The organism is Aliiroseovarius sp. PTFE2010 (genome assembly GCF_049943335.1).
In the GTDB taxonomy this organism is placed as follows: domain Bacteria; phylum Pseudomonadota; class Alphaproteobacteria; order Rhodobacterales; family Rhodobacteraceae; genus JBNFVY01.
In genome coordinates this window covers 64,149-86,513 of record NZ_JBNFVY010000001.1, presented here as the reverse complement: position 1 = coordinate 86,513, position 22,365 = coordinate 64,149, and the positions used below count along the sequence as shown (strand labels likewise).

Annotated in this window: 19 protein-coding genes; 8 read left to right on the top strand and 11 right to left on the bottom strand. The window is 59.2% G+C overall.

All coding sequences use genetic code 11. From position 1 onward, the window contains the following. Positions 1–3 precede the first annotated feature (3 nt). Complete coding sequence (locus tag ACP2AV_RS00460) at positions 4–882, bottom strand: phage head spike fiber domain-containing protein (protein ID WP_426370686.1); 879 nt, start codon at positions 880–882, stop codon at positions 4–6. Beyond that, complete coding sequence (locus tag ACP2AV_RS00455) at positions 882–1,148, bottom strand: spike base protein, RCAP_Rcc01079 family (protein ID WP_426370685.1); 267 nt, start codon at positions 1,146–1,148, stop codon at positions 882–884. The genes ACP2AV_RS00460 and ACP2AV_RS00455 overlap by 1 nt, the downstream gene beginning before the upstream one ends. 226 nt (positions 1,149–1,374) lie before the next feature. On the opposite strand from ACP2AV_RS00455, the gene tesB reads away from it, so the two are divergent. Then, positions 1,375–2,271, top strand: coding sequence for an acyl-CoA thioesterase II (gene tesB / locus ACP2AV_RS00450; RefSeq protein ID WP_426370684.1), 897 nt, complete (start codon positions 1,375–1,377; stop codon positions 2,269–2,271). Here tesB and ACP2AV_RS00445 read toward each other — a convergent pair whose 3' ends face one another. The 3 genes from ACP2AV_RS00445 to ACP2AV_RS00435 form a co-directional block, all read right to left on the bottom strand. Continuing rightward, positions 2,272–3,174 (bottom strand): phosphoadenosine phosphosulfate reductase, encoded by a 903-nt coding sequence (locus ACP2AV_RS00445; RefSeq protein ID WP_426370683.1) that lies wholly within the window; start codon positions 3,172–3,174, stop codon positions 2,272–2,274. After that, positions 3,171–4,187, bottom strand: coding sequence for a hypothetical protein (locus ACP2AV_RS00440; RefSeq protein ID WP_426370682.1), 1,017 nt, complete (start codon positions 4,185–4,187; stop codon positions 3,171–3,173). The genes ACP2AV_RS00445 and ACP2AV_RS00440 overlap by 4 nt, the downstream gene beginning before the upstream one ends. 76 nt (positions 4,188–4,263) lie before the next feature. Next, entirely contained in the window at positions 4,264–6,510 is a 2,247-nt protein-coding gene (locus ACP2AV_RS00435; protein WP_426370681.1) for a glycosyltransferase family 2 protein, read from the bottom strand. A gap of 161 nt (positions 6,511–6,671) precedes the next feature. Here ACP2AV_RS00435 and ACP2AV_RS00430 point away from each other — a divergent pair, with 161 nt between their 5' ends. Further along, positions 6,672–8,102 carry a hypothetical protein gene (locus ACP2AV_RS00430; protein WP_426370680.1) on the top strand — a complete coding sequence of 477 codons (1,431 nt, stop codon included), beginning with the start codon at positions 6,672–6,674 and terminating at the stop codon, positions 8,100–8,102. Here ACP2AV_RS00430 and ACP2AV_RS00425 read toward each other — a convergent pair. Beyond that, the gene (locus ACP2AV_RS00425) at positions 8,099–9,022 is read right to left on the bottom strand and encodes a hypothetical protein (RefSeq protein ID WP_426370679.1); all 924 of its coding nucleotides are present in this window, start codon (positions 9,020–9,022) and stop codon (positions 8,099–8,101) included. The genes ACP2AV_RS00430 and ACP2AV_RS00425 overlap by 4 nt on opposite strands. Beyond that, positions 9,019–11,250 carry an AAA family ATPase gene (locus tag ACP2AV_RS00420; protein ID WP_426370678.1) on the bottom strand — a complete coding sequence of 744 codons (2,232 nt, stop codon included), beginning with the start codon at positions 11,248–11,250 and terminating at the stop codon, positions 9,019–9,021. The genes ACP2AV_RS00425 and ACP2AV_RS00420 overlap by 4 nt, the downstream gene beginning before the upstream one ends. A 121-nt stretch (positions 11,251–11,371) precedes the next feature. On the opposite strand from ACP2AV_RS00420, the gene ACP2AV_RS00415 reads away from it, so the two are divergent. From ACP2AV_RS00415 to ACP2AV_RS00390, 6 genes are all read left to right on the top strand, one after another. After that, positions 11,372–12,958: a GMC family oxidoreductase gene (locus ACP2AV_RS00415; protein WP_426370677.1), complete on the top strand. Its 1,587-nt coding sequence runs from the start codon at positions 11,372–11,374 to the stop codon at positions 12,956–12,958. 80 nt (positions 12,959–13,038) lie between these two features. After that, entirely contained in the window at positions 13,039–13,884 is an 846-nt protein-coding gene (locus ACP2AV_RS00410; RefSeq protein ID WP_426370676.1) for a flagellar motor protein MotB, read from the top strand. Between the two features lie 113 nt (positions 13,885–13,997). Beyond that, entirely contained in the window at positions 13,998–15,332 is a 1,335-nt protein-coding gene (locus ACP2AV_RS00405) for a flagellar hook protein FlgE (protein ID WP_426370675.1), read from the top strand. Between the two features lie 26 nt (positions 15,333–15,358). Then, positions 15,359–16,816 (top strand): flagellar hook-associated protein FlgK, encoded by a 1,458-nt coding sequence (gene flgK / locus ACP2AV_RS00400; protein ID WP_426370674.1) that lies wholly within the window; start codon positions 15,359–15,361, stop codon positions 16,814–16,816. Between the two features lie 2 nt (positions 16,817–16,818). Further along, positions 16,819–17,826: a flagellin gene (locus ACP2AV_RS00395; RefSeq protein ID WP_426370673.1), complete on the top strand. Its 1,008-nt coding sequence runs from the start codon at positions 16,819–16,821 to the stop codon at positions 17,824–17,826. Next, positions 17,826–18,926 carry a flagellar basal body P-ring protein FlgI gene (locus ACP2AV_RS00390; RefSeq protein ID WP_426370672.1) on the top strand — a complete coding sequence of 367 codons (1,101 nt, stop codon included), beginning with the start codon at positions 17,826–17,828 and terminating at the stop codon, positions 18,924–18,926. Before ACP2AV_RS00395 ends, ACP2AV_RS00390 begins: the two co-directional genes overlap by 1 nt. Before the next feature lie 26 nt (positions 18,927–18,952). Here the strand turns inward: ACP2AV_RS00390 and fliP are convergent, their stop codons facing one another. From fliP to fliF, 4 genes are read right to left on the bottom strand one after another with little or no spacing between them, the layout of a single operon-like run. Then, positions 18,953–19,678, bottom strand: a complete 726-nt coding sequence (fliP, locus tag ACP2AV_RS00385) for a flagellar type III secretion system pore protein FliP (RefSeq protein WP_426370671.1) — start codon at positions 19,676–19,678, stop codon at positions 18,953–18,955. A gap of 6 nt (positions 19,679–19,684) precedes the next feature. Continuing rightward, entirely contained in the window at positions 19,685–19,960 is a 276-nt protein-coding gene (locus ACP2AV_RS00380) for a FliM/FliN family flagellar motor switch protein (protein ID WP_426370670.1), read from the bottom strand. Then, positions 19,953–20,579, bottom strand: a complete 627-nt coding sequence (locus ACP2AV_RS00375; protein ID WP_426370669.1) for a flagellar biosynthesis protein — start codon at positions 20,577–20,579, stop codon at positions 19,953–19,955. The genes ACP2AV_RS00380 and ACP2AV_RS00375 overlap by 8 nt, the downstream gene beginning before the upstream one ends. Beyond that, positions 20,579–22,264, bottom strand: coding sequence for a flagellar basal-body MS-ring/collar protein FliF (fliF, locus tag ACP2AV_RS00370; RefSeq protein ID WP_426370668.1), 1,686 nt, complete (start codon positions 22,262–22,264; stop codon positions 20,579–20,581). Before fliF ends, ACP2AV_RS00375 begins: the two co-directional genes overlap by 1 nt. Positions 22,265–22,365: the final 101 nt, after the last annotated feature.

Below are 22,365 nucleotides of genomic sequence, written 5' to 3'. Positions count from 1 at the left end.
GGATCACAGAGAGCCTTGGGGGTGCAATTCGATCGATGTGATCCAGGCGCTGGATTGCGCCGGCCACCAGCCGTCGGACACCGCCTGATCCTGCAACGTGGCCGACGTGCCGTTTGCATAGCGCACCAACACGTCAAACACGCCGTTCACACCTGAAATGCCAGCAGTGTCACTGGCGCGCGAAACGGGCGATCCAGAGGTGGCAACATAGCTGCTGGGAACCGTGCCCAGTTCAACCTGCACACCCCAGATGAACACTTCCAGACCGCTCACGCCAAAGCCTTGACCCGAGCGGTTTTCAAGCAGGAACTTGGGCGCGTCCGAGGCCGGCGTTGCCGTGCGCGAGATCCGCGTCCACGAGGTGGTCAGGGCGACGTCTTCGGTGTCTGAACCGGACGTGCCGCAGGCGCGCAGGCCGATGGTGCAGTTCTGATTGGCCTTGACCCAGAACGATGCCGTGTGGGGCACACCCGAAGTGGTGGACATGCCGCAAAAGGCATAGCCCGACCCAAAGTCCCAGCCCCCCACGGCGCTGCCATCGGGCGCGACATCGCTGTTTTGCGACGGGGTAAAGGCGTTCTTGACCCAGGCCGATGTCGACAAATCCGACGATTGCGCGATCAGGTTTGTCGTGCCCCCTTCGACCAGCAGGCCCTTGGCGTCCAGCGTCTGGGGATCATGATCGAAACGTGCGCTGTGCGCAGCGGCCGTCGCAAGTACGCCGGACGCGTTGAAATACGTGGCCGTAGACGCACGGCTGAGCGACACGCCAGCGGGCAGGGTTCCGGCGGTGAAATTGAATACGGTGACTGTCGGGGGCGTGATCGTGCCGTGCGATGCGTGCAGGGCCAGTGTCGATATGCCGAAGCTTGTTCCGATCATTACGACACCATCAATGCATGGATGCCCGAAGCTGTTGTGCCGGTCGCCTGAACGCGCGACACGCCGACGGGCAGGATGGCAAAGTCGGAAACGCTGACGGTGCGCACGGCCCCCTTGACGGTGTTGAACGTGATGGTGCCACCGCTTTCGACATAGAGCGCGACAGCCACTTCCGGCAGATCGGTTCCATCATCGGGGATGACGGGCAAAATATCGTGTGCTGGCCCGTTCAGCGGCAACGCACGGTTTTCGAATGGATTTTTCATTTCAACACTCCTGTTTGGGCGATGGCCGGGCGCCACGCGCTGCATGACCGGGGCCTGTGGCTCGAACTATCGGAGGCAGTTGTAGGGGGTTAACGTTACCAGCCGTTGAGGGCATCGTGCGTTGCGGCCCACAGCGCTGATCGGCGGGCGGTACGCGCGGGCCCTTGTCCCCGTGCGCGCAACCTGAGAAACTGGCGTGCACGATCATGAAAGGGCGCAAGCGAGAATGAACGACACAGAGCAGCTTCCGACGGCGCGGGAAATGGCGGATCGTCTGGTCCGGATTTTGTCAGTTGAACCAGTTGAACGGAATTTTTTCAGTGGCATCGCCACGCCCGACGGCGAAGGCCGTGTATTCGGCGGCCAGATCATCGGCCAAGCAATGATGGCCGCGACCGCGACGATCGAAGACGACCGCGAATGCCATTCAATGCATGCCTATTTCATGCGTCCCGGGGACGCGACGAAACCTGTGCTTTATCAGGTGGAACGCGATTTCGATGGCCGCTCATTCGCAACGCGCCGGGTCATTGCCATTCAGCAGGGTCGGCCCATTTTGAACTTTGCGACGTCCTTTCATACCCCCGAAGCCGGGTTTCACCACCAGGACGACATGCCTGACGTGCCCCCGCCAGAGGATCTGGAAAGCGAAGACCAGTTGGCCGAGCGCTACAAGGACAAGTTGCCCCCCCATCTGTTGCGGTTCATGCGCTTTAACCGCCCCGTCGAATTGCGCCCGACAGAATTGCTTGCGCCATTCGTGACCGATCCGCACCCCCCCGTGCAGCATGTCTGGTTCCGCACCAAGGGGCCGATCGGAAATGATCCCAAGCTGCATCGCGCCGCGTTGGCCTATACGTCGGATATGGGGCTGCTTGGCGCGGTATCCTCGCCCCATGGCAAGACCTTTGCGGATGTGGACATGCAGTTCGCCAGTCTCGATCACGCACTGTGGATTCACCAGGATTTTCGCATGGATGACTGGATGCTCTATGCAATGGACAGCCCGTGGTCGGGCGGGGCGCGTGGCCTTGCGCGCGGGCGCATTTACACCCGTGACGGGCAGCTTGTTGCCAATGTCGCGCAAGAAGGTCTGGTACGGCACACGACGCACAAAGCGTGATCAGCGGCCCAGTTTGGCCTTGGCATCGATCATTGCCCGGCGGAACTTGGGGGCGCGGCGCCGGTTGATGACAGCCTGACAGTAGTAGGCCACCAGATCGGGCCTGTTGCGGGCCTGCAGACGGTCCAGGGTTTCGCGTTGATAGCGCGGCAGGTCACGGCGTTTGCGCACCAGCGTATAGAATTGCGCCGGGGTCATGGTGCCATCGACGCACCCCGCGACCACCGGCTTGAGCGCCCCGATCAACAGCCACAGAGACGCAATCCGGTGCCCCATGAAGCGGCAGGCATATTTCGCGATGTTGTCGCCGCGAAATAGCGCGGCATGCATGGCATCCAGCCCCATCAGCGGGTCGTAGAAGATATGCACTTTGTCCGCCGCCGCGACCATGTCGGGGGCATAGGCGTAGCGGCCGGTAAAATCCCGGCGCCACGCCTTGCGATACCGGGTTTCCCAACTGGCCACGTCGCGCGACAGGGTCGCTTGGGGGGAAATGGCGACGACGGTCGATCCGGGCGCGGCGGCTGAAAACACGCAGGCCGCATAGCCGCCCATCGACGCGCCATAAAAGACCACCCGGTCGAACCGGTCAAAGAACCCTTCGTCGGCCAGCCGATCGAAAAAGTCGTATACCGCGTCATCGCGATACCATGTCCAGTCATGGGCCATCATGCCCAGCATCGACCAGCCCCGGCTTTCGACAAAGCCATAGCCCCATGGCATCCGCGCGCCCTCGTACACGTGGTCGAGGTTTTCGAAACTGACGATCAGGGTGCTGCCCCGATCCACGAACAGGGCCGAATGCTGGTCGCCCAACCGTTCGAAAAAGCCTTCCCTTGCGCCGATTTCGGCAAGCTCAGATTGCCATTCGTCCTGGCTGAGTTCGGCCCCGCCATCCATCATTCGGCTGCATCCAGGTAATGGGCGAACACGGTTGGCGCCGCATCGCGCAGGGTTTGCGCGCAGTCTTTCACGAACTTGGTTTCGACCAGATATTTGCGCGACAATGCCTCGGGCGATGCATCGCTGCTGAGCGCCTCAAGCGCGATCTGGGCGCAAAATTCCGGATCGGCGGTGTTGGGATTTTTCTTGACGATTTTCTTGGGGATCGGCGCGGCATCCGTGTCGATGCCATGTTTGCGGATCAGCGCCTCCATGAACGATCCACGCCGCGGCGTGCCGTTTTCCTTTTCCTCTAGCCGCGGTTTCATGCGCCGGGCCCAGAAATGAACGCCATAGGTGTCGGCCATCTTTTCTTCGGGCTTGAAGCGGGACAGGATCAGGTGGTTTCGTTCCTTGAAGCTGATCGGGTAAAAGGCGCTTTCGGGCAGGGCATGATCAATTTCCCCCGTTTCGATCAGAAAATGCGTGACAGCGGCCGGCCCCGTAAAGCCCCAGTTCTGCGCGGTCATATGCACCGGATTGCCGGCGTCTTTTTCGCCCTGAAGTTCGCGCTGTTGCCAGGGTTTCAGCCACGGGCCAATGGCATATTCGTCTTCGAAAAATTCAAGCATGGCAGTCAGAGCCTTGCTTTCGGGGGGCAGGCCCAGAACAGCGTTGCATACCAACCCCGGCTTTTCCCAGCCGTAGACAAAGGGCGTGTCAAAGGCGAAGGGGCGGTAACAGTACATGTCTGCGTCGACCCAGATGTTGTCGGTCTTTTTCAGCATGTTCAGGCGGAATAGATCCGCATGGATGGCCGGGCTGCCGGTGCGCGCATGTCGGTGCATCGGTGTTGCGGGAAAGATATCATGCGCGCTTTCGTTGATCACACCGTCGGGCGTATTGGCAATGGGATCATAGGAATAGAGCGTCGTTCGGTGACCCGCGTCGGCAAAGCTTTTCAGGCACAACTGCTCCAGCCACGACAGTTGCCCGCCGATCCAGAGGCTTGCAATATTCGGAAGGTCCGCCATTTCGCCGATATCCTGCTCGTTTTTGTCTTTCTACACGTATTTTCGCGCAGTTTCATCACCAAACGCCTAAAACGCCCTAGTGGGCAGTTTCCGTGCGTTCGACCGTGAAAAAGAAATCCTCGTCCGGGTCCTTGGCGACGATGTCGTCGGGCACGGTTTCGGGGCCGCCCAAAAACACGTTCGCGCCGAAATGCTGATGCATGCGGGACAGTTTTTCCATGCGCGGGCTGCACAGTTCCCCATAGAACCTGGCGTAATTTTCCGTGGCGCGCAGGGCGTCGATCTTGGCGCGGTGCTGCGCGACCGAAAACTCATGCGCGGCGCGGATGTCGGGGTCTTGCATCAAGCGGTCAAATTCGGCTTTGGCCGCAGGCAAGGTGCGATGGATTGACCGATTTTCTTCGGCGTTGTTGTTCATGCGAAACCAATAGGCCAGGCCCTGATCGCGATCGACGTGATTGACGCGCCCGCGGTCGCGTTTGACCAGAAAGCTTTCCGCCGACCGGACCGCATAGTGGTTCAGCGTCACCAGGTCATAGCCATAGGTGTCGGTGGTGGAACGCCATGCGTTTCGAAACACCTGGGGCGGCAATTCCTTGCCCGATCCATTGACCCAATGAATTTCCTCCCACCTTTGCGGTTTGAGACCCTTGGGGCGATGCACACCCAGTTTCTTGAAAATGCCGATGTTGCGGAAAAGTGTCTTGAAACCCCATGCCTGATGCGGTTTGCGGGCGAATTGCGGGGCACAGCGGGTAAACTGCTCGCAAATGAACCGATCTTCGAATTCATGCACATCGTTGTTGCCGAACAAGCGCCAGGTCAGCGAAATCATGTTCGCGTCGCCCACCGCGTCATAGAGCGCATTCAGCGTCCCGTCGCCGCAATGAATGGTGATGAATTCATCGACATCCATGCAGATGGCCCAATCGGCGCCGGTAATCGCAGGTTCGCTTTCGGCGGCCTGAAGCGCGGCATGTTGCGGTTTCAGATCGGTGTTGCGGAACGGGTTTTCGCGGTGCTGGACCAGCCTCTTGTCCTGAAGCAATTGCAGCATCGTATCGGTGCCGTCCGTGCAATCGTTCGTATAGACCAAAAAGTCCGACACGCCGATGGCCCGGTGATAGGCCAGCCATTCCATGATGAACGGGCCTTCGTTTTTCATCGTCGTGACAATGGCGGTTTTGCGCGCGTCAGGGTCTGATTTTGCCGCTTTTTCGACGGGCATGCGCACCGGATCAGCATCAAAGTAGCGTTTTTGGAAGGACAACAGCCGGGGGTCTTCGATCAGCGACGACTTGGGCACAATGCGCGAGACATTCGCTTCAGGGTGGCGCAGGGACATGCAGCGGATGAACCCGGCCACTTCGTCGGTCTGCGGCGCGGTGCCGACGACGCGGATCAGGCGCCATACAGACTGGGGCCCAGCACCCGCCGGGGCGACGCACCAGCGGCGCCTGTGCGATGTCGCATCGAACTGTCGGCAGATGTGGTCGGCGAAACCGGGATCATCACCCTTGCGCACCCGCCAGGGATAGACCTGTTGGCCGACCAACTGAACCGCGCCCGACGTTGATCCGACCGCGCAATCGAATACCGTGCCCGATTTGAGCGGCAGGATCAGATCGTAGACATCGATGTTCGCGACCGCGCGCGCGCGATCAAGATACCGGTGACGCAGATATTCATATAGCAGAACATCCGCAAAAGGCGCGCGCCACGGATCGGCGCCGGGGATGTCCATCCGGTCTTTGCCCGGCGCGCCGGGTACGTTGAACGGATGTGCTTCAGGCGGCAAGCCCGGTTGGCCCAGGGGGCAATCAGCATCGATGAGGGCCAGGCGCTTGATCCGGGGATCGGTTTCGGCCAGGTCCTGCAACGCAGCCGCCAGGGCGTCGTTTTGGTCGGGCGCAAGACGGCTGATCAATACTGCCCCGTTCAGCGCATGCGTCTTGGCGTGGTAGTCAAGCCAGCCCCTGATCGTGTCTGCAGTTTCGCCATTCACAACCGCCAGCGCCACGTTCAGCCCGGCAAAAAGATCAGTTTCCGGCGTGTTAGGGTCGATTTCAGCAAGATTACCTTCGACGTGGATCGAAAGCGTGTCGCGAAAGCTGCCCTGCAGATAGGGCGCATTCCCGACCGAACGGATATCGTCGAAACTGACGCCAGGTCCGGGTTGGAAATGGTTGAGCGGATCGCCGGACTTGAAGAACAACCGATAGCCCTGCCCATCGATTTGCGGCGTCGAAAGGGCAGCCAACAGGGTCACCGGGCCGATGGTCCGATGGCGCAAGGTCTCATGTATAAAGACCGGGTGGGTCATCAAGACTGCTCGTTCTTGTTCCGGTATATCCCAGATTTGCGCATAGACTAACGATCCTTGGTGTCAGGTCAATCAACGCGGCAGGCCCGGTCGATCGAACGCGGAATTTCCCTAGAGTAGGCCAAGGTGGTAAACTAGACTTGAACGTTAGGAGGTTCCTTTTGAAACAGGCTGTCGTCGTCATCCACGGCATGGGCGAACAAGTCCCCATGCAAACGCTTTCAACCTTTGTCGATGCTGTGTGGACACATGACAAGTCGCTGATCGCAGCGAACCGGCCGGATGCCGAAACAGGCGGCGAGCGGACCATCAACAAGAGCTGGGGCAAACCGGATCGGCGCAACCGCAGTTTTGAACTGCGCCGGATCACGACCGAAAAAACCGATGGCGGGTATAACACCGACTTTTACGAATACTATTGGGCGCACCTGATGCACGGCACCACGTTTGAGCATGTGCGTGGCTGGATCATGGGCCTGCTCTTGCGCAATCCGGTGACCCGCGTGCCGCCAAGTGTCCGCCTGGCCTGGGTGGCGCTGTGGATCGTGTCGATCATTCTACTGGCCTTTGCAATCGACTCTATCGTTGCCGATTCAGGCCCTGAATCGCCGTTGGGGCGACTGTTCAAGGCGGCCATTGCGGTCATCGGCGGCTGGTTCGTATCCAGCGTGTTGGTCAAGCGTTTTGGCGATGTGGCGCGGTATGTAAAGCCGCTGCCGGTCAACGTCGCCCGCAGGCAGGAAATACGCGAAAAGGGGGTGGAACTGCTCGAAGGGCTTTTGCGCGAGGTCGATGAGGACGACAAGCCGGTCTATGACCGCGTGATCGTCGTTGCCCATTCGCTGGGTACGATTGTTGCCTATGACATCCTGACCCACACCTGGGCCCGGATGAACGACGCGCTTCCGGTCACCACCAAGGCCAAGATGAAGCAGCCGGCGCGCGCCAAGCTGGAACATCTGATCCAATCCGCCGCGGGGCTGCCGGTTGGCGAGGGCGCGGCGCAAGAAGAATGGAGCATCGATGCGTTTCAAGCCGCGCAAGAGTCAGCCGCCAAAGAACTTGCCGCGCAAGGCCATCCTTGGCGGGTGACCGATTTCGTGACCTTGGGATCGCCCTTGACGCACGCGGAATTCCTGATGGCCGAAGATCTGGACGATCTGCGTGCGCAACAGATGCGGCGCGTGCTGCCGACCTGTCCGCCGATCCCCGAACGTGATCGCAAAACCGGGCTGCATCACGTTGGCTATCGCACCGGCCCGATCGCCCGGATCGGCGATGGCAGTTCGCTGGAAGATCCGCGAATACCCCATCACGCCGCGCTGTTCGCCTATACCAAGTGGACGAACCTGTTTTCCCCCCATGAATTCATCATCAAGGGCGACATCGTATCCGGGCCAGTGGGCGAGCAATTCGGGATGCCGATCAATGATCGCGTCGTGTCTGGTGTGCGCGATATCGCGGTGCTGGAAGACGGGTTTGCGACCCATAATTCCTATTGGTCGCTGACGCGCGATTCAGACGATGCCGCCACACCCGAGCATCTGATTGCCCTGCGCGATGCGCTGAACCTTGGCGCCAAGGCGAATTAGGCCTGCGCGGCTTCGATCTCGGCCATCAAACTGGCCAACATGGCCTTGCCCATCGCGGAAAAGGGCTGATCGTTGCGACACAGACGGGCGAAGGTATCCAGATGCTCGCGCGCCGCGGTCAGGTGCGCGATCTGTTCGGGCTCTGACGGGGCGGCGGCAAATCTGTTCAACGCGCTGCGCACTTTGTCGGCCAGATTTCGCAGGGTTAGAGCCTTTCTCATGCGATCTTCGGTCAACCTGCGCCGGTTCAGGCCCAGAACATCGATTGTCGCGCGCCCCCTGATGCTTGCGTCTTTGGGCACCATGGTGACCAAGGGGCCATCGATCCGGAACGTCAGGTGATCTTCGGGATCGGTGATCGTGGGATCCAGCAGCAATGGCTTTTCGCTGGCGATATCTTCGGCCCGGTTGGCCCAAACGCCGTCTTCGGTGGGAAAGGCATCCAGTTTGCCGTGAAGAACCCGGTCATCGTCGCGGATTGCTTCCAGGATTTCTTCTTCGGTCCAGTCGGGGTCGATAATCAGCTGCCGCCGCCCTTGATTGCAATGCATGCAGCTGAGCACCAGATTGCTCCATTCCATCGCCAGCCACCAATACCCGTGGTGTTCGATCCCTGCGGCGTCCGCCTCGCTGATCCCACCCTTGGGGCGATAATGCTCGACATCGACCTGGCTTGAGCCGCCAATCGTACTTTCGCAATAGGCGCATTTGTTGTTGAACAGATCCAACAGCGCGTCGCGTACTTTTTGATGCTTATACGCTTTGTAAAATGACCCGTTGGGCGGTTTTCCGTCGCGTGCAACGATCGCGGTGACCTCGTCCAGCTCTTTCGCGCCGGCTGACAAAGGCGCATTGCTGCCGGGCACATGCGGTTTGAGACGGTCTGGCATGGTATCGGCGCGGTCCACGAAAATCATCATTCAGATCCCGACCTGAAGGCAGAAAGCAAATCCGATACCATCTGATTTCGGCTGCTTCCCTGGATCTTTGCCAGAGGTTCAATAGGGTCTATTGCGGCCTTTTTCAGCGCTTCTGCGACGATCTGATCCTGAATTGTGTCGCCCACGGCCATGCGATCGGACAGGGCGCTGCGCAGCTGGTCAAGCTCGCGCTGTTCTGCATCGCTCAGGTCTTGTTTGCGGGTCAGGTTGTGATACCGCGCCAATTTGGCGTCGGTGTCCGGGTCGGTCGAACCCAGCCCGAAGAACTCCGATGTCAGGATCTGTTCCGCGCGCATTCCCTGGGGGTCGGGCAGGTCGCGCAGGGTTTCGATCATCTGGTTGTCGGTGCTTCGTTGCAGCACAAACACTTCGCCCGCGTACATGCCCTTGAGGCACAGCGGATCATGGGTGGTGGCGATAAACTGAACCCGCGGAAAGGCGCGCCGCAACAGGCCCATGATCCGCATTTTCCACCGCGGATGCAGATGGGTTTCGATTTCATCGATCAACACGACGGCCGACGCGTATTCGAGGTTATCGTAGTGATAGAACATCTCGCGCATGATGTCGGCGGCCATCGCGATGACTGATTTATACCCGACGGACATTTCCGATAGCGGCGTGCGGCCGCTTTCGGTTTCGATTATCACCCTGCCATCGACGCGCGCGAACATGGCCGATCTGTCCAGCATCAGAATTTCACGCAAAGCGCGCGCGGCGGCATCGAATGTTTCGTCATCCAGCGAATTGAGCCAGTCGACCGGGTTCGCGATCACATCCATTGGATCAAAGAGTGATCGAACCCGATAGGCGGGCGCGCGGTAGCGCCGGCGCGGTCTGTTGGTGAAAAAGCGCCGTGGGCCGTATGCCAGCAATATCTTGGCGGTGTCTTGGTCGCCTTGGAATGTCGTCTCCTCTGGCAGCCCCTGGAACCGGGACACCGCGTCAGCAGACGCATAAGTCACATCAACTGTCAGCGGATCGGAACTGACGGTTGTCCAATCTTCGAAATCCTCGCGATGCAGATAGGCGTCCGGGCGGATGTCTTCATCGTCTAAAAGCGTGTCTAACGCGGCCGTTTCCTGCGTGCCCAGCAGGGTCAGGGCCAACGCCTCGAGGACCGAGCTTTTGCCGGTCGCGTTTTCGCCAAGGATCAGCATCGACGGCACCAGAGACGGATCGTCGACCTTTAGAGGCAACTGAAATTCTATGTCCTTCAACGCCTTGAAGTTCCGAATACGGACCGAGCGGATCGGGTTGCTGGCAAGGGGCAGGTTCGCCAGCTTGACGGCGCGCGACGGTCTGGATGCAGGCTTGCCCGAACGTTGTTTCTTGGGTGCTTTGCGCAGGGTCGTGGCCGGCTTGATCGGCATGGTCGAAACCTGGGCCGTGCTGTCGCCAGAATTAAACGCGCGCACAAGGTTTTGACGTTCGTCCGGGGCAAGGCGCGCGAGAAAATCCACAAGCGCGGTGTGATCCTGCCATTCCTTTGCCTCGGGGACGGCGGATTTGCACCAATCAAACAGGGCCAACGTGGCCGCCCCTGCGTGGGGGCCGAAAGTTATGCGCCTTGGGCTGTCCATGCCGTCGCCCGAAACCGGCGACCAGTCGTCGCCCATTTGTTCCGCCAGGGTGCCAAAGACGGTCAATCGCGCGCGGATAAGGTCCTGTCGGTTCAAATCGAACAGGCGAATGGTGGTATCCCCCCGGCGCGATCTGGCTTCGGCCCAGCCGGTCGGCGAAAAGCTGAGATGATCGGACGGATCATCAAGACAGGGATCGATCAATAAGGGGCGCTCGGCGTCGTTCAACTGGGCGATGGATGCGTGCAGTTCGCCCCGCTCGCCGTCCAGTGGAAACATGTTGCCCTTGGCACGTTCGCAAAAGGCGCAGACCGGCAGCATGTTTTGCCATTCGAACGCCAGCCACAGGTAGTGGAGGCGGTGCGTTTGCCCGTCGCCATCGGCTGCGAACCCCGCAGGGCGATGCAGGTGGATGTGGCCGTAGGCGTCATCGTCCAACGATGTTTCGCAATAGGCGCAGCTTTGTTCAAAGATGTGGGCCAGCTGCGGGTAGACATCCGATCCCTTGAGAAACGCTGGGTCATAGGGCGCACGCGTCTGGCGGGCGCCTTCGGACATATAGGCCGATAGTTCAGCGCGCTGCGCGTCGACCTCTTTCGACAACAGCACCTCTGGAATCGGCAAACTATTCCGGTCTACATATTTCAGCGGGCGGCCCTCCGGCTTGTCTTTACCAAGCGTAAAACAATGGCGATCCCGCTTCCAGTAGGCTATTCCTGACCGAGCTACGAGTGGGAGAGGCGCAATGGACGAGTTCGATTATATCATCGTCGGCGGCGGAAGCGCGGGCTGCGTGTTGGCGAACCGATTGAGCGCGCGTCACAAGGTTCTGTTGCTGGAAGCGGGTGGCAAAGACAATTACCACTGGATCCACATCCCGGTCGGGTATCTCTATTGCATCGGAAACCCGCGGACGGACTGGGGATACAAGACCGCCGAAGAACCGGGCCTGAACGGGCGCAGCCTGCTCTATCCCAGGGGAAAAGTGCTGGGGGGGTGTTCGTCAATCAACGGCATGCTCTACCTGCGCGGACAAGCGGCAGACTATGACCATTGGCGCCAATTGGGCTGCATGGGGTGGGGCTGGGACGATGTTCTGCCCTATTTCAAAAAGTCCGAAGATTACGTCGAAGGGCCAACAGATTATCACGGTGCGGGCGGTGAATGGCGCGTCGAAAACCAGCGCCTGCACTGGGACATCCTGGATGACTTCATCAGCGCTGCCGAGCAAGCTGGTATCCCGCGCACCGCCGACTTCAACACCGGCGACAACGAAGGGATCGGATACTTCCGCGTGAACCAACGTAACGGCTGGCGGGTGAACACGCGCAAGGCGTTTCTGCGCCCCGTGGCGACGCGCGCAAACCTGTGTGTCGAAACTCGCGCGCAGGTCGAACGTCTTGAAATCACGGGCCAATCCGTCACTGGCGTGCGCTATCGCAAGAACGGTGAAACCCGGCAGGCGCGCGCGCGGCGCGAGGTCATATTGTCGGCCGGGTCAATCGGGTCGGTCCAGATCCTGCAATTGTCCGGCATCGGGCCGGGCGGCGTGCTGCAGGAAAACGGCATTGACGTTCACCATGACCAACCGGAAATCGGCGCGAACCTGCAGGACCATCTGCAGTTGCGCTGCGCCTACAAGGTTTCGAACGCTTTGACGCTCAACAGCCTTGCGTCGACTTTGATGGGCAAGGCCAGGATCGGGCTGGATTATGCGCTGCGTCGGCGCGGACCGATGTCGATGGCGCCAAGCCAGCTGGGGGCCTTCGCCAGATCGCGCCCGGATGTGGCGACACCGGATCTTGAATACCACGTGCAACCGCTGTCCCTTGGCGCGTTTGGTGGTGCGTTAGACCCTTTTGATGCGATTACGGCCAGCGTCTGCAACTTGCGCCCCGAAAGCCGCGGTGCCGTGCGGATCGCGTCGCCTGATCCCGCGGATCATCCGGTCATACAGCCCAATTATCTGGCGACGGAAGGTGATCGTCAGGTCGCTGCAAACGCAATCCGATTGACCCGTTCGATCATGCAGCAAGCCGCCATGACAAAGTACGCGCCCGAGGAATTTCGCCCCGGCCTTTCCGCACAAAGCGAAGAGGCCTTGCAAAAGGCCGCCGGTGACATCGGCACGACGATTTTCCATCCCGTGGGCACCGTCAGGATGGGCGCCGACGACGGCGCGCCGCTTGATCCGCAGTTGCGGATGCGCGGTGTCAGCGGATTGCGCGTCGTCGATGCGTCGGTCATGCCCACCATCACCAGTGGAAATACAAATTCGCCCACCATCATGATTGCCGAAAAAGCCGCCGACATGATCCTGCAAGCCGGCTGAAAAACAAACAAATTTACCCATTAAGCGGGCGTTCATTTGGGGCTGTTAGACCGGTCTCGGGTGAAATATGAGGTGGTGATATGAGCGCGAAAGCAAACGCGCCCATCATCAAGAAAGTCAAAAAAGTTAGTGCGGAAGGGCACCATGGCGGTGCCTGGAAAGTTGCCTATGCTGACTTTGTTACGGCCATGATGGCCTTCTTTCTTCTGATGTGGCTTTTGAACGCGACGACTGAAAAGCAACGCAAAGGGATCGCGGATTACTTCCAGCCCACGATCCCCGTGAACCGGATTTCCGGTGGCGGCGATGGGTCTTTTGGCGGCGATAGTGTCTTTTCCGAAGAGACATTGGCCAGAAACGGGACCGGCGCCTCGGCTGCCAAGCCGACTGTCGAACGTCAGGCCCGTGGGGACATGGGCATGGCGGATGCGGAAAACGCTGGAAAAGACTCGGAAGATGTGGCCGCAATTGCCGAAGTTCAGGATGCGCTGACGGCCATGAGCGGGGAAAGCATGGTCGCCGAACAATCCCTGCGCCACATCCTCACCAAGGTCACCGACGAAGGGTTGATCATCGAGTTGTTCGACCTGCCAGGAGAGCCCCTGTTCGCCGACGGCACGGCCGATCCAGAGCCGCTTACCGAAGAACTGGGCGCCATGATGGCCCGGGTGTTCGGGTTGGTCAAAAACGAAATTGCGTCCAACGGTTACGTGGCCTCGGCGCCGCTGGTCATCGTCGACAATCCGGTCTGGGATTTGTCATCAAGACGTGCGGATCGGATGCGCCAGTTGATCGAAGACCACGGGGTCAATCCCGCGCGCTTTCAACGTGTAACCGGCTTTGCCGATCGCAAACCTGCGACGCGCAACCCGATGTCAGTTCGCAACAACCGGATCGAACTGATCCTTCTCAGGCAGGGGCTATAGGTGCAAAACAGGTGCAAAACCCTTTCAATTTTATACGTTAGCGGCCTGTTAATTCAGCGTCTGTAGTCCTGATGCGGACCCATTGGGGAAAGCAGCAGAAAGGCGCTAAATTCATGACGATTTCATCATCGCTCAATGCCGGGGTATCAGGCCTCAACGCCAATGCCACGCGTTTGGCTACGATTTCGGACAATATCGCGAACTCGGGGACCTATGGCTATAAGCGGACCGAAGCGGATTTCGAATCCTTCGTGATCAGCGAAGCGGCGGGAACCGGCCAATACTCGGCCGGTGGCGTTCGGGCCTCTACGTCGCGACTCATCGATGAACGCGGTGCATTGGTATCGACGGCCAATGCGCTCGATCTGGCGGTGGCCGGACGCGGCATGTTGCCTGTCACGACCGCGGTGTCGTTGGACGCGTCAACGGGTGACCGTCCGATGATGATGACCACGACCGGGTCGTTTCGCACCGATAGTGACGGCGTTCTGAAAACAGACAGCGGTATTGTCCTGCTCGGATGGCCGGCGGACGCAGACGGATCCATCCCGACCTTCCCGCGCGACACTATCGCCGGCCTCGAGCCCGTTGTGATCAATTCGAACCAGACCGCGGGTGACCCGACCACGGTCATGAATCTGGGCGTCAACCTGCCCGCGACCGAGACCGAGGCGGGCGCGGCCGGGGATACCCTGCCGTTGTCGGTCGAATATTTCGGCAACCTCGGGACGTCTGAAACCCTGGATATCACATTCACACCCACGGTGCCCGCAACCGCATCTTCCAACACGTGGACGATGGTGATCCGGGACTCAGCCACACCGGATGACGCCGGGACCCCTGGCGTCGATGAGAGCATTATCGGCGAATACACCCTGGTGTTCGATGACACGCGCGGCAATGGCGGTACCTTGGCTTCCGTCACGGCGGTGTCAGGTGGCGCCTATGATGGGTCTGACGGCACCTTGGACCTGACGGTTGCGGGCGGTCCGCTGACCATGACCATCGGCAAACTGGGCGATCCAAACGGGCTGACCCAGTTGTCCGACAGTTTTGCGCCGACGCAAATAACCAAAGACGGTTCGCCCGTTGGTAACCTGACCTCGGTAGAGGTGGATGACGACGGTTACATGACGGCGACCTATGACACCGGGTTTACCCGCGTGATCTTCCAGATTCCGCTGGTAGATGTTCCGAACCAGAACGGTCTTCTGTCGCTCAACAACCAGACATATCAGGTTTCGCCTGACAGTGGTTCGTTCTTCCTTTGGGATGCTGGGGATGGCCCGACAGGCGCTATTGCAGGTTATGCCCGCGAAGGGTCGACAACCGACGTGGCTGGCGAATTGACCGATTTGATCCAGACGCAGCGGGCCTATTCGTCCAATGCCAAAGTCATCCAGACCGTTGACGAGATGTTGCAGGAGACCACCAACATCAAGCGATAACCATGACTAGGGAAAGGGCATGACGCATGAGCATTTCAGGTTCGCTCAACAACGCATTGTCAGGGTTGGCAGCGGCCAGCCGCGCTGCGGACATCGTTTCGTCAAACGTCGCGAATGCGATGACCGATGGATATGGTCGGCGCGAACTTGAACTCAGTGCCCGAACCGTGGCGGGCAATGGCGCGGGCGTCGACGTCGTCGGCGTCACCCGCCATTCCGATCCCCAATTGCTTGGGGAACGCCGGGCGGCGGACGCGGAAGTGGCCATGAATGCCGAGCGGCTCGAATTTTTCGAACGGATGGAGCGCGCCATCGGCATCCCGGGCGACGAAAGTTCGCTTGCAAATCAAATCAGCCACTTCGAAAGTACGCTGGTCGAAGCATCTTCCTCGCCCGAAAGCGATACGCGCCTGGGGGCGGTTCTGGATGCGGCCCAATCCATCGTCAAGCATCTCAACGCGACGTCGGACGAGATTCAGACGACCCGCATGGAAGCAGATCAGGCCATCGGACGGACCGTCGACACACTGAACGAAAACCTTCAGAAAGTCGTCGACCTGAACGTTGAAATTCAGCAGCAATTGACCTCGGGGCGCGATGCTACGGCGTTGATGGATCATCGCCAGGTCCTGATCGACAGCATCGCCGAGGTGATTCCCGTAAAGGAGGTGGCCAAGGAAAACGGCAAGGTATCGCTTTACACGCCCGGCGGCGCAATCCTGGTAGATAGCAAAGCTGCCGAAATCGGTTTTTCCTCGGTCGGCGTGATCACCGCAGACATGACTTTGGCCTCGGGCGCTTTGTCCGGCCTTACGATCAATGGACAACCCACGACCACCAGTTCCAGTCGCAGCCCGATCGAAGGGGGCCGCCTTGCCGCGCTCTTTGAGGTTCGGGACGAATTGGCAACCGGTGCGCAGGCGCAATTGGATGCGGTTGCCCGTGATTTGATCGAACGTTTCGAAGATCCCGGTGTCGATCCCAGCCTGTTGGCCGGGGATCCGGGTCTGTTCACAGATGCCGGCGCCGCCCTTGACGTGTTGGACGAAGTTGGGCTGGCAGGCCGCCTGAGCGTGAACGCGGCGGTTGATCCATCGGCAGGCGGTGCCCTTTGGCGCCTGCGGGCCGGTGTCAACGCGGCCAGTGCCGGTGAAGTGGGCGATTCGACCCTGTTGAACGCCATGCAGGATGCGATGAGCGCCACGCGCACCCCTGCGTCCGGCGGGTTTTCGCCCCTTGCGCGATCGGCATCGCAGCTTGCTGCCGATTTTCTTTCAAACATCGAAGGGTCGCTGTTGTCGGCGCAATCGGAGTCCAGCTACGCGACGGCGAAATCCGACAGCCTCAGGGATCTTGAGTTGAAGGAAGGCGTGGATACTGACCAAGAAATGCAAAAACTCTTGCTGATTGAGCAGATGTACGCCGCGAATGCGCGGGTTGTGTCCACGATCGATACATTGATCGGTCAGTTGTTGGAGATTTGACGATGAAGATGAGTTCCGTAGGTGATATGTCGAGCTACTTTCAAAACACGCGTTACAACGCACAATTGAAAGAGACGATGGAGCGTTTGTCGTATGAGCTGACTTCGGGTCAGAAGAGCAATGTGGCCGCCGCGGTTTCAGGTGACTTTGCCCCACTTGCGTCCATCGAACATTCGTTGTCGTCGATCAAAGCGTACAAGACCGCAACGAATGAAACGGCCCTGTTCTTGAGCAGCATGCAGACCGCACTGGACAAGATACAAACCGATGTTTCGGAATTGTCGACGGGTATGCTGACCGCCGGAAATTCGGGTTCATCTCAGATGATGGGCACAGCCGCGCTGGACGCTTTTCAGCGCTTCGAGAGCACGGTTTCAGCCCTCAACACGCGCGTTGGGGGTAAATCGCTTTTTGCGGGGCGGTCCACGGATCAACCCGCGCTGGCACCCAGTGAAGACATTCTGGCGGATCTGCAAATCGCCGTCTCTGCCGCAACAACCTCGGCAGGGGTCATCGCGGCTGTCGATGCCTATTTCGACGATGTCGGCGGTGGGTTTGAAACTTCGGGCTATACCGGGTCTGCCAACACGATGACTGATGTACGCATCGCCCAGGACCAGACCGTCAGTATCGACGTCAAAGCAGACGACCAGGAAATTCGCGATACCCTCAAGGGGATGGCCTTGGGCGCCTTGATCCATCAGGGCACATTCGCGGGCGATTTGGATTTGCAGTCCGATCTGTTGCGCGAAGCGGGCACACGGATGCTTGAGGTCGATGCGTCATTGGCGAGCGTTCGTGCGAACCTGGGCTTGACCGAAGGGCGTGTCGAAACCGCCTCGGTTCGAAACGACAGCGAAGCATCGGCGCTGGAAATTGCACGAACGGACATGTTGTCTATCGACCCTTACCAAGTGGCCACCGAATTGACCGAAACGCAAAGTCAGCTTGAAGCGCTCTACACCATGACAGCGCGGCTGTCGCAACTTTCATTGGCGGATTACATCTGATGAACCGAATTCTGGTGGCAATTTTCCTGACGCTCTTCACCACGATGGCCAGTGCCTCGCAGGTGCGTATCAAGGACCTTGTCGAATTCGACGGGGTGCGGGGGAACGATCTTGTCGGGTATGGCCTGGTCGTGGGGCTGAACGGAACGGGCGACGGAATTCGCAACGCGCCCTTCACCGAAGAAATCATGACCAGCATTCTCGAACGGCTCGGCGTCAATGTGACGGGCGAGCAATTCGGCCCCAAGAACGTCGCTGCGGTGTTCGTCACAGCGACCCTGCCGGCATTCGCGCGCGCAGGCGGGACAATCGATGTCACCGTATCGGCGATCGGCGACGCGAAGAGCCTCTTGGGCGGGACGCTGATCATGACACCTTTGAATGCGGCCGATGGACAGATCTATGCGGTTGCGCAGGGTACGATCATCGCCGGCGGGATTGCGGCCGAAGGTGACGGCGCGTCCGTGGTCCGAGGGGTCCCGACTGCGGGTGTCATTCCATCGGGCGCGCGGGTCGAACGAGAGATCGATTTTGATTTCTCGCAACTCAATTCTATCCGCCTTGCATTGCGAAATCCGGATTTCACGACCGCCGGCCGGATCGAAAACGTGATCAACCAGAAATATGGGCGGGCTGTGAGCCAAATGCTGGATGCCGGCACGGTGTTGCTGGATATCGCATCGATGCGCGCGCCTTCGCCGGCACACGCGGTCGGTCAAATCGAAAACCTGCCAGTTCGGCCAGAAAACAAGGCGCGGGTCGTCGTGGATCAAAGTTCAGGGACAATCGTCATGGGGGCCGACGTGCGCATTTCCCGGGTCGCAGTCAGCCAAGGCAATCTGACACTTCGGATCGAAGAGGAACCGATTGTGGTTCAGCCAAACCCGTTTTCCCAAGGGGAAACCGTCGTCGTCCCGCGAACCACGGCTCAAATTGAAGAAGACCCGGGGATCGGGCTGGCAGAGATACCTGATGGAACGACACTGTCCGAGGTCATCGCTGGCCTGAATGCCTTGGGTGTCGCGCCGCGCGACATGATCGACATTCTCAAGAGCATCAAGGCGTCAGGGGCACTCCACGCCGAATTCCTGGTGCGCTGAGGTTTGCATGGCAAGCGCGCCGGGCATCAGAAATAGCTTCTGACCAACGCGCCTGAAATAAGCGTCCATCCATCGGCGACAACAAAGAACGCCAATTTGAATGGAAGCGATACGATTGCTGGTGGGACCATCATCATACCCATCGACATCAGGATAGCGGCAACCACCAAGTCAATGATAAGAAACGGCAAAAAGATCAGAAAGCCGATCTGAAATGCGCGCTCGATTTCGCTCAGCAGGAAAGATGGAACCAGGATCGACAAGGGCGCTTGCGGCCCCAGGGTCGCTACAGGTTCCGTTTCGCGCAGTTCCGCAAGATGCGCAAAGGTCTCGGGGTCTATCCGGTTGCCCATGAAGCCGCGGAACGGTTCAATCGTCGCGGTAAACGCGGTTTCAACAGTTGTTTGGCCGTCGATCAGGGGCTGAACGCCAGAAGCCCACGCCTGGGTGAACACAGGCTCCATCACGAAGTAGGTCAGAAAAAGAGCCAAGCTGACGATCAGCATATTCGGCGGGGCCTGTTGCAGACCGATCGCTTGTCGAAGGATTGACAGAACGGTCACGATGAATGGGAAACAGGTGATCATGATGGCCAGCCCGGGCACGATGCTGAGCAAGGTGATGACCAGAAAAAGTTGAATCGAACGGGCGGTCAAAGACCCTTCGTCGCCCAACGAAATCGACAGATCCTGCCCGAAACCCGGAAGGGTCGACAAGATCAGCACCAGCGCCGCAAATCCAAGCTGTTTCATGTCCCGTTACAGCCCATTCTTCAAATCGGCCACTTCCGTCAATCGCACAGCAAGCCGTCCGGTTTCGTCGCCTTCCATTTCTTCGAGCTGCCCGCGCGCGATGAGCTTGTCGCCAACGTAGAGTTCGACCGGATCTTCGATTTTCTTGTCCAGCGGCAAAACCGAATCATTTTGTAGTTTCAGCAGGTCGCTGACCAAAGGCCGGGCCTTGCCGACCGATATGGTGATTTCGATCGGGACCTGAGTGAACGGGTTTGCGCTTTGCGTGGTGTTTTCATCCATGAGTCATTGCCTTATCGTTCAATTCATAGACCGCCTGGATCGCGTGCCCGATCTTGTCGACGGTGGTCGTCATGTCGATGTGCCGCTCGATGCTGCCCATGCGCAGGTAAACTTGGCCGTCTGCCAGCGTTTCCTCTTCGACGATGGTCATTGGCACGGCGATGTTTTCGTCCAACAGCGTTTCAAGAGACGCGCGTGAACCCGGTGCGATGAGGATTTCAATCGGGGTATCCGAGGCGGTTTCCGCCAGAGGCAATAGTTCTTCGATGATGGTTTGCCCGATCGTTTCGGACACGACCGACGGCAGCACCTTGGACACGATCTCGGACAAGAGCGGCTCCATTGCGCGCATCACGTGATTGCGCGCTTCGTGGAATGTGAAGCCAAGGTCCTGGAAGTTCCTGGCGAACTCAGCCCCGATCCTGCTGTCGTCGTTAGATTGCGCTGCAGCAGCGTCGTCCCATCCAGCCTTATAGCCTTTTTCATACGCAGCCATTTTTTCCGCCTGGTGGTCGACCGCCATCGCAGGGGGGGGCTGTTGGGCAGGCGCGGCCGGTTCGGGCGCCTGCTTCTTTGGTTTAGAGGCGCCGAAATCCTCAAGCGGAAACAACGAGGACATCAAGCTTCCTCCTCATTGGATTCCATCCAGTTTCGCAAAATCTCGACGGTTTCTTCTTCGCGATTTTCGATCAGTCTTTTCAGGCGCTTGACTGGGTCATCGGACATGTCGTCAAAGCCGTCCCCTAAGTCAAAATCCGAGACAACGGCCATCTGCGGCGCGGCAAAGTCCCCATCGTCGATCTCGCCGCTCAGGGCGGGCAGGCCGCCGTCTGGCGCGGCCGCTGAAAGGGGCGCCGGCGGATTTGCCGGGATTGGAATGGCGCCGCCGGATGCGGGCGCCGGACCCTGATCGGACTCTGCGGACGGCGGGGAAAGGGCTGGCGCGGTGCCTTTTGCGCGCTCTTGCGACAAGATCGGCCGCACCACAAACAGGCCCAGAACCAAGGACACAATGGCAAGCACCGCCATTTGAATGATGCTCATCACATCCAGGTGCAGGCGCTGAAGAAATCCCTGAGCGCCGACCGTGCCTTCTGCCACAATCGGTTCGAATTCCAACGTTTTGATGGTGAGTGTGTCGCCACGGGTTTCGTCAAGCCCGACTGCTGACGCGACCAGATCGCGCAAATCGTCCAATTCGCTTTGCGCGCGCGCTTCCCAGACCGGCTCACCCGAATTTGGATCGACAGTTCGAATGCCATCCAGCAGCACTGCAACCGAAAGGCGCTTGACCGCGCCAGGCAGGCGCGAAATCTCGCGTTTGGTTTCCGACACCTCGTAATTGATGCGCTCGCGGGTTTGGCTGTCCTGCGCGTTTGATTGACCGCCTGCACTTGCATCGCCGTCTGGCAGGTTCGATGCAACGGTCACACTGTTGCTCCGGCTATCTGTGGACGAATTTGATCGTTCTTCGGTCTCGGAACTGATCGCGACACGGCCTTCGGGGTCAAAACGGCGTTCGAAGATCTGTTCAGATTCCGTGACGGTTTCGACATTCACTTCGACAATGGCGTTGCCATAGCCGACGCGTGCTTCGAGCAGGCGTTCGACGTTACGCTTCAGTTCCGCCGCCCGGTCGTCGCCAGTCGCACCGGCGGAAAGCGCTTCGTCGCCGCTCATGATGACCCCACCGCGCGAATCGATTACGGCGACATCCTCAGTGGACAGGCCAGAAACGGCCGACGCGACAAGGTATTTCAGTGCTTTCGCATGTGATGGTGACAGCGATCCATCGCCCGTGGTCACGGTGACCGAAGCGGTCGCACGGCCCTGACGCGAAAATGTGCCGCCGGTCGGATTTCCCAGGTGAACCCGCGCCGAGCGGATATTGGGCGAGGACATGATCGTGCGGGCCAGTTCGCCTTCCTTGGCGCGCCAGTAAGCGGCATCGAACATCTGGGACGTTGTTCCAAAGCCGGTCAACCCGTCCAGCAATTCGTAGCCCTTGGCCGAATTCGTTGGCATTCCGTCGCTTGCGAGCGTCATGCGCAATTCGTCGCGTCGACTTGAATCGACGAAAATCGACTGACCGCGAATCTCATATGCGGCGTCGGATGCTTCCAGGGCCTGAACCACTTCGCCGGCGGGCCCAGGTTCGAGCCCGGCATAGAGCAAGCTCATCGTGGGGCGCGATGCCATGCTGGAAACGCCGATGACCGATGCAAACATCGCAACTGTCGCCAAGACAACAATAACCCGTCGCCTCACGTCGAGATTCGACCACGCTGCAAGAACCTGTTCCAAGATCCGCTCCTTTTTCGCGATGGCTTCTGCCAGCGCTCTTGTCTCGTTCTTGGACGATTGGCCTTAACATTCGGTTAGCCACCTTGCTGTAGAACAAAGGA

Coding starts and splice junctions, on each gene's coding strand:
- ACP2AV_RS00410 (WP_426370676.1), top strand. CDS start 13,039: ATGAGCGCGAAAGCAAACGCGCCCATCATCAAGAAAGTCAAAAAAGTT.
- flgK (WP_426370674.1), top strand. CDS start 15,359: ATGAGCATTTCAGGTTCGCTCAACAACGCATTGTCAGGGTTGGCAGCG.
- ACP2AV_RS00455 (WP_426370685.1), bottom strand. CDS start 1,148: ATGAAAAATCCATTCGAAAACCGTGCGTTGCCGCTGAACGGGCCAGCA.
- ACP2AV_RS00435 (WP_426370681.1), bottom strand. CDS start 6,510: ATGACCCACCCGGTCTTTATACATGAGACCTTGCGCCATCGGACCATC.
- fliP (WP_426370671.1), bottom strand. CDS start 19,678: ATGAAACAGCTTGGATTTGCGGCGCTGGTGCTGATCTTGTCGACCCTT.
- ACP2AV_RS00390 (WP_426370672.1), top strand. CDS start 17,826: ATGAACCGAATTCTGGTGGCAATTTTCCTGACGCTCTTCACCACGATG.
- ACP2AV_RS00395 (WP_426370673.1), top strand. CDS start 16,819: ATGAAGATGAGTTCCGTAGGTGATATGTCGAGCTACTTTCAAAACACG.
- ACP2AV_RS00440 (WP_426370682.1), bottom strand. CDS start 4,187: ATGGCGGACCTTCCGAATATTGCAAGCCTCTGGATCGGCGGGCAACTG.
- ACP2AV_RS00460 (WP_426370686.1), bottom strand. CDS start 882: ATGATCGGAACAAGCTTCGGCATATCGACACTGGCCCTGCACGCATCG.
- ACP2AV_RS00425 (WP_426370679.1), bottom strand. CDS start 9,022: ATGATGATTTTCGTGGACCGCGCCGATACCATGCCAGACCGTCTCAAA.
- tesB (WP_426370684.1), top strand. CDS start 1,375: ATGAACGACACAGAGCAGCTTCCGACGGCGCGGGAAATGGCGGATCGT.
- ACP2AV_RS00445 (WP_426370683.1), bottom strand. CDS start 3,174: ATGATGGATGGCGGGGCCGAACTCAGCCAGGACGAATGGCAATCTGAG.
- ACP2AV_RS00405 (WP_426370675.1), top strand. CDS start 13,998: ATGACGATTTCATCATCGCTCAATGCCGGGGTATCAGGCCTCAACGCC.
- ACP2AV_RS00375 (WP_426370669.1), bottom strand. CDS start 20,579: ATGTCCTCGTTGTTTCCGCTTGAGGATTTCGGCGCCTCTAAACCAAAG.
- ACP2AV_RS00380 (WP_426370670.1), bottom strand. CDS start 19,960: ATGGATGAAAACACCACGCAAAGCGCAAACCCGTTCACTCAGGTCCCG.
- ACP2AV_RS00415 (WP_426370677.1), top strand. CDS start 11,372: ATGGACGAGTTCGATTATATCATCGTCGGCGGCGGAAGCGCGGGCTGC.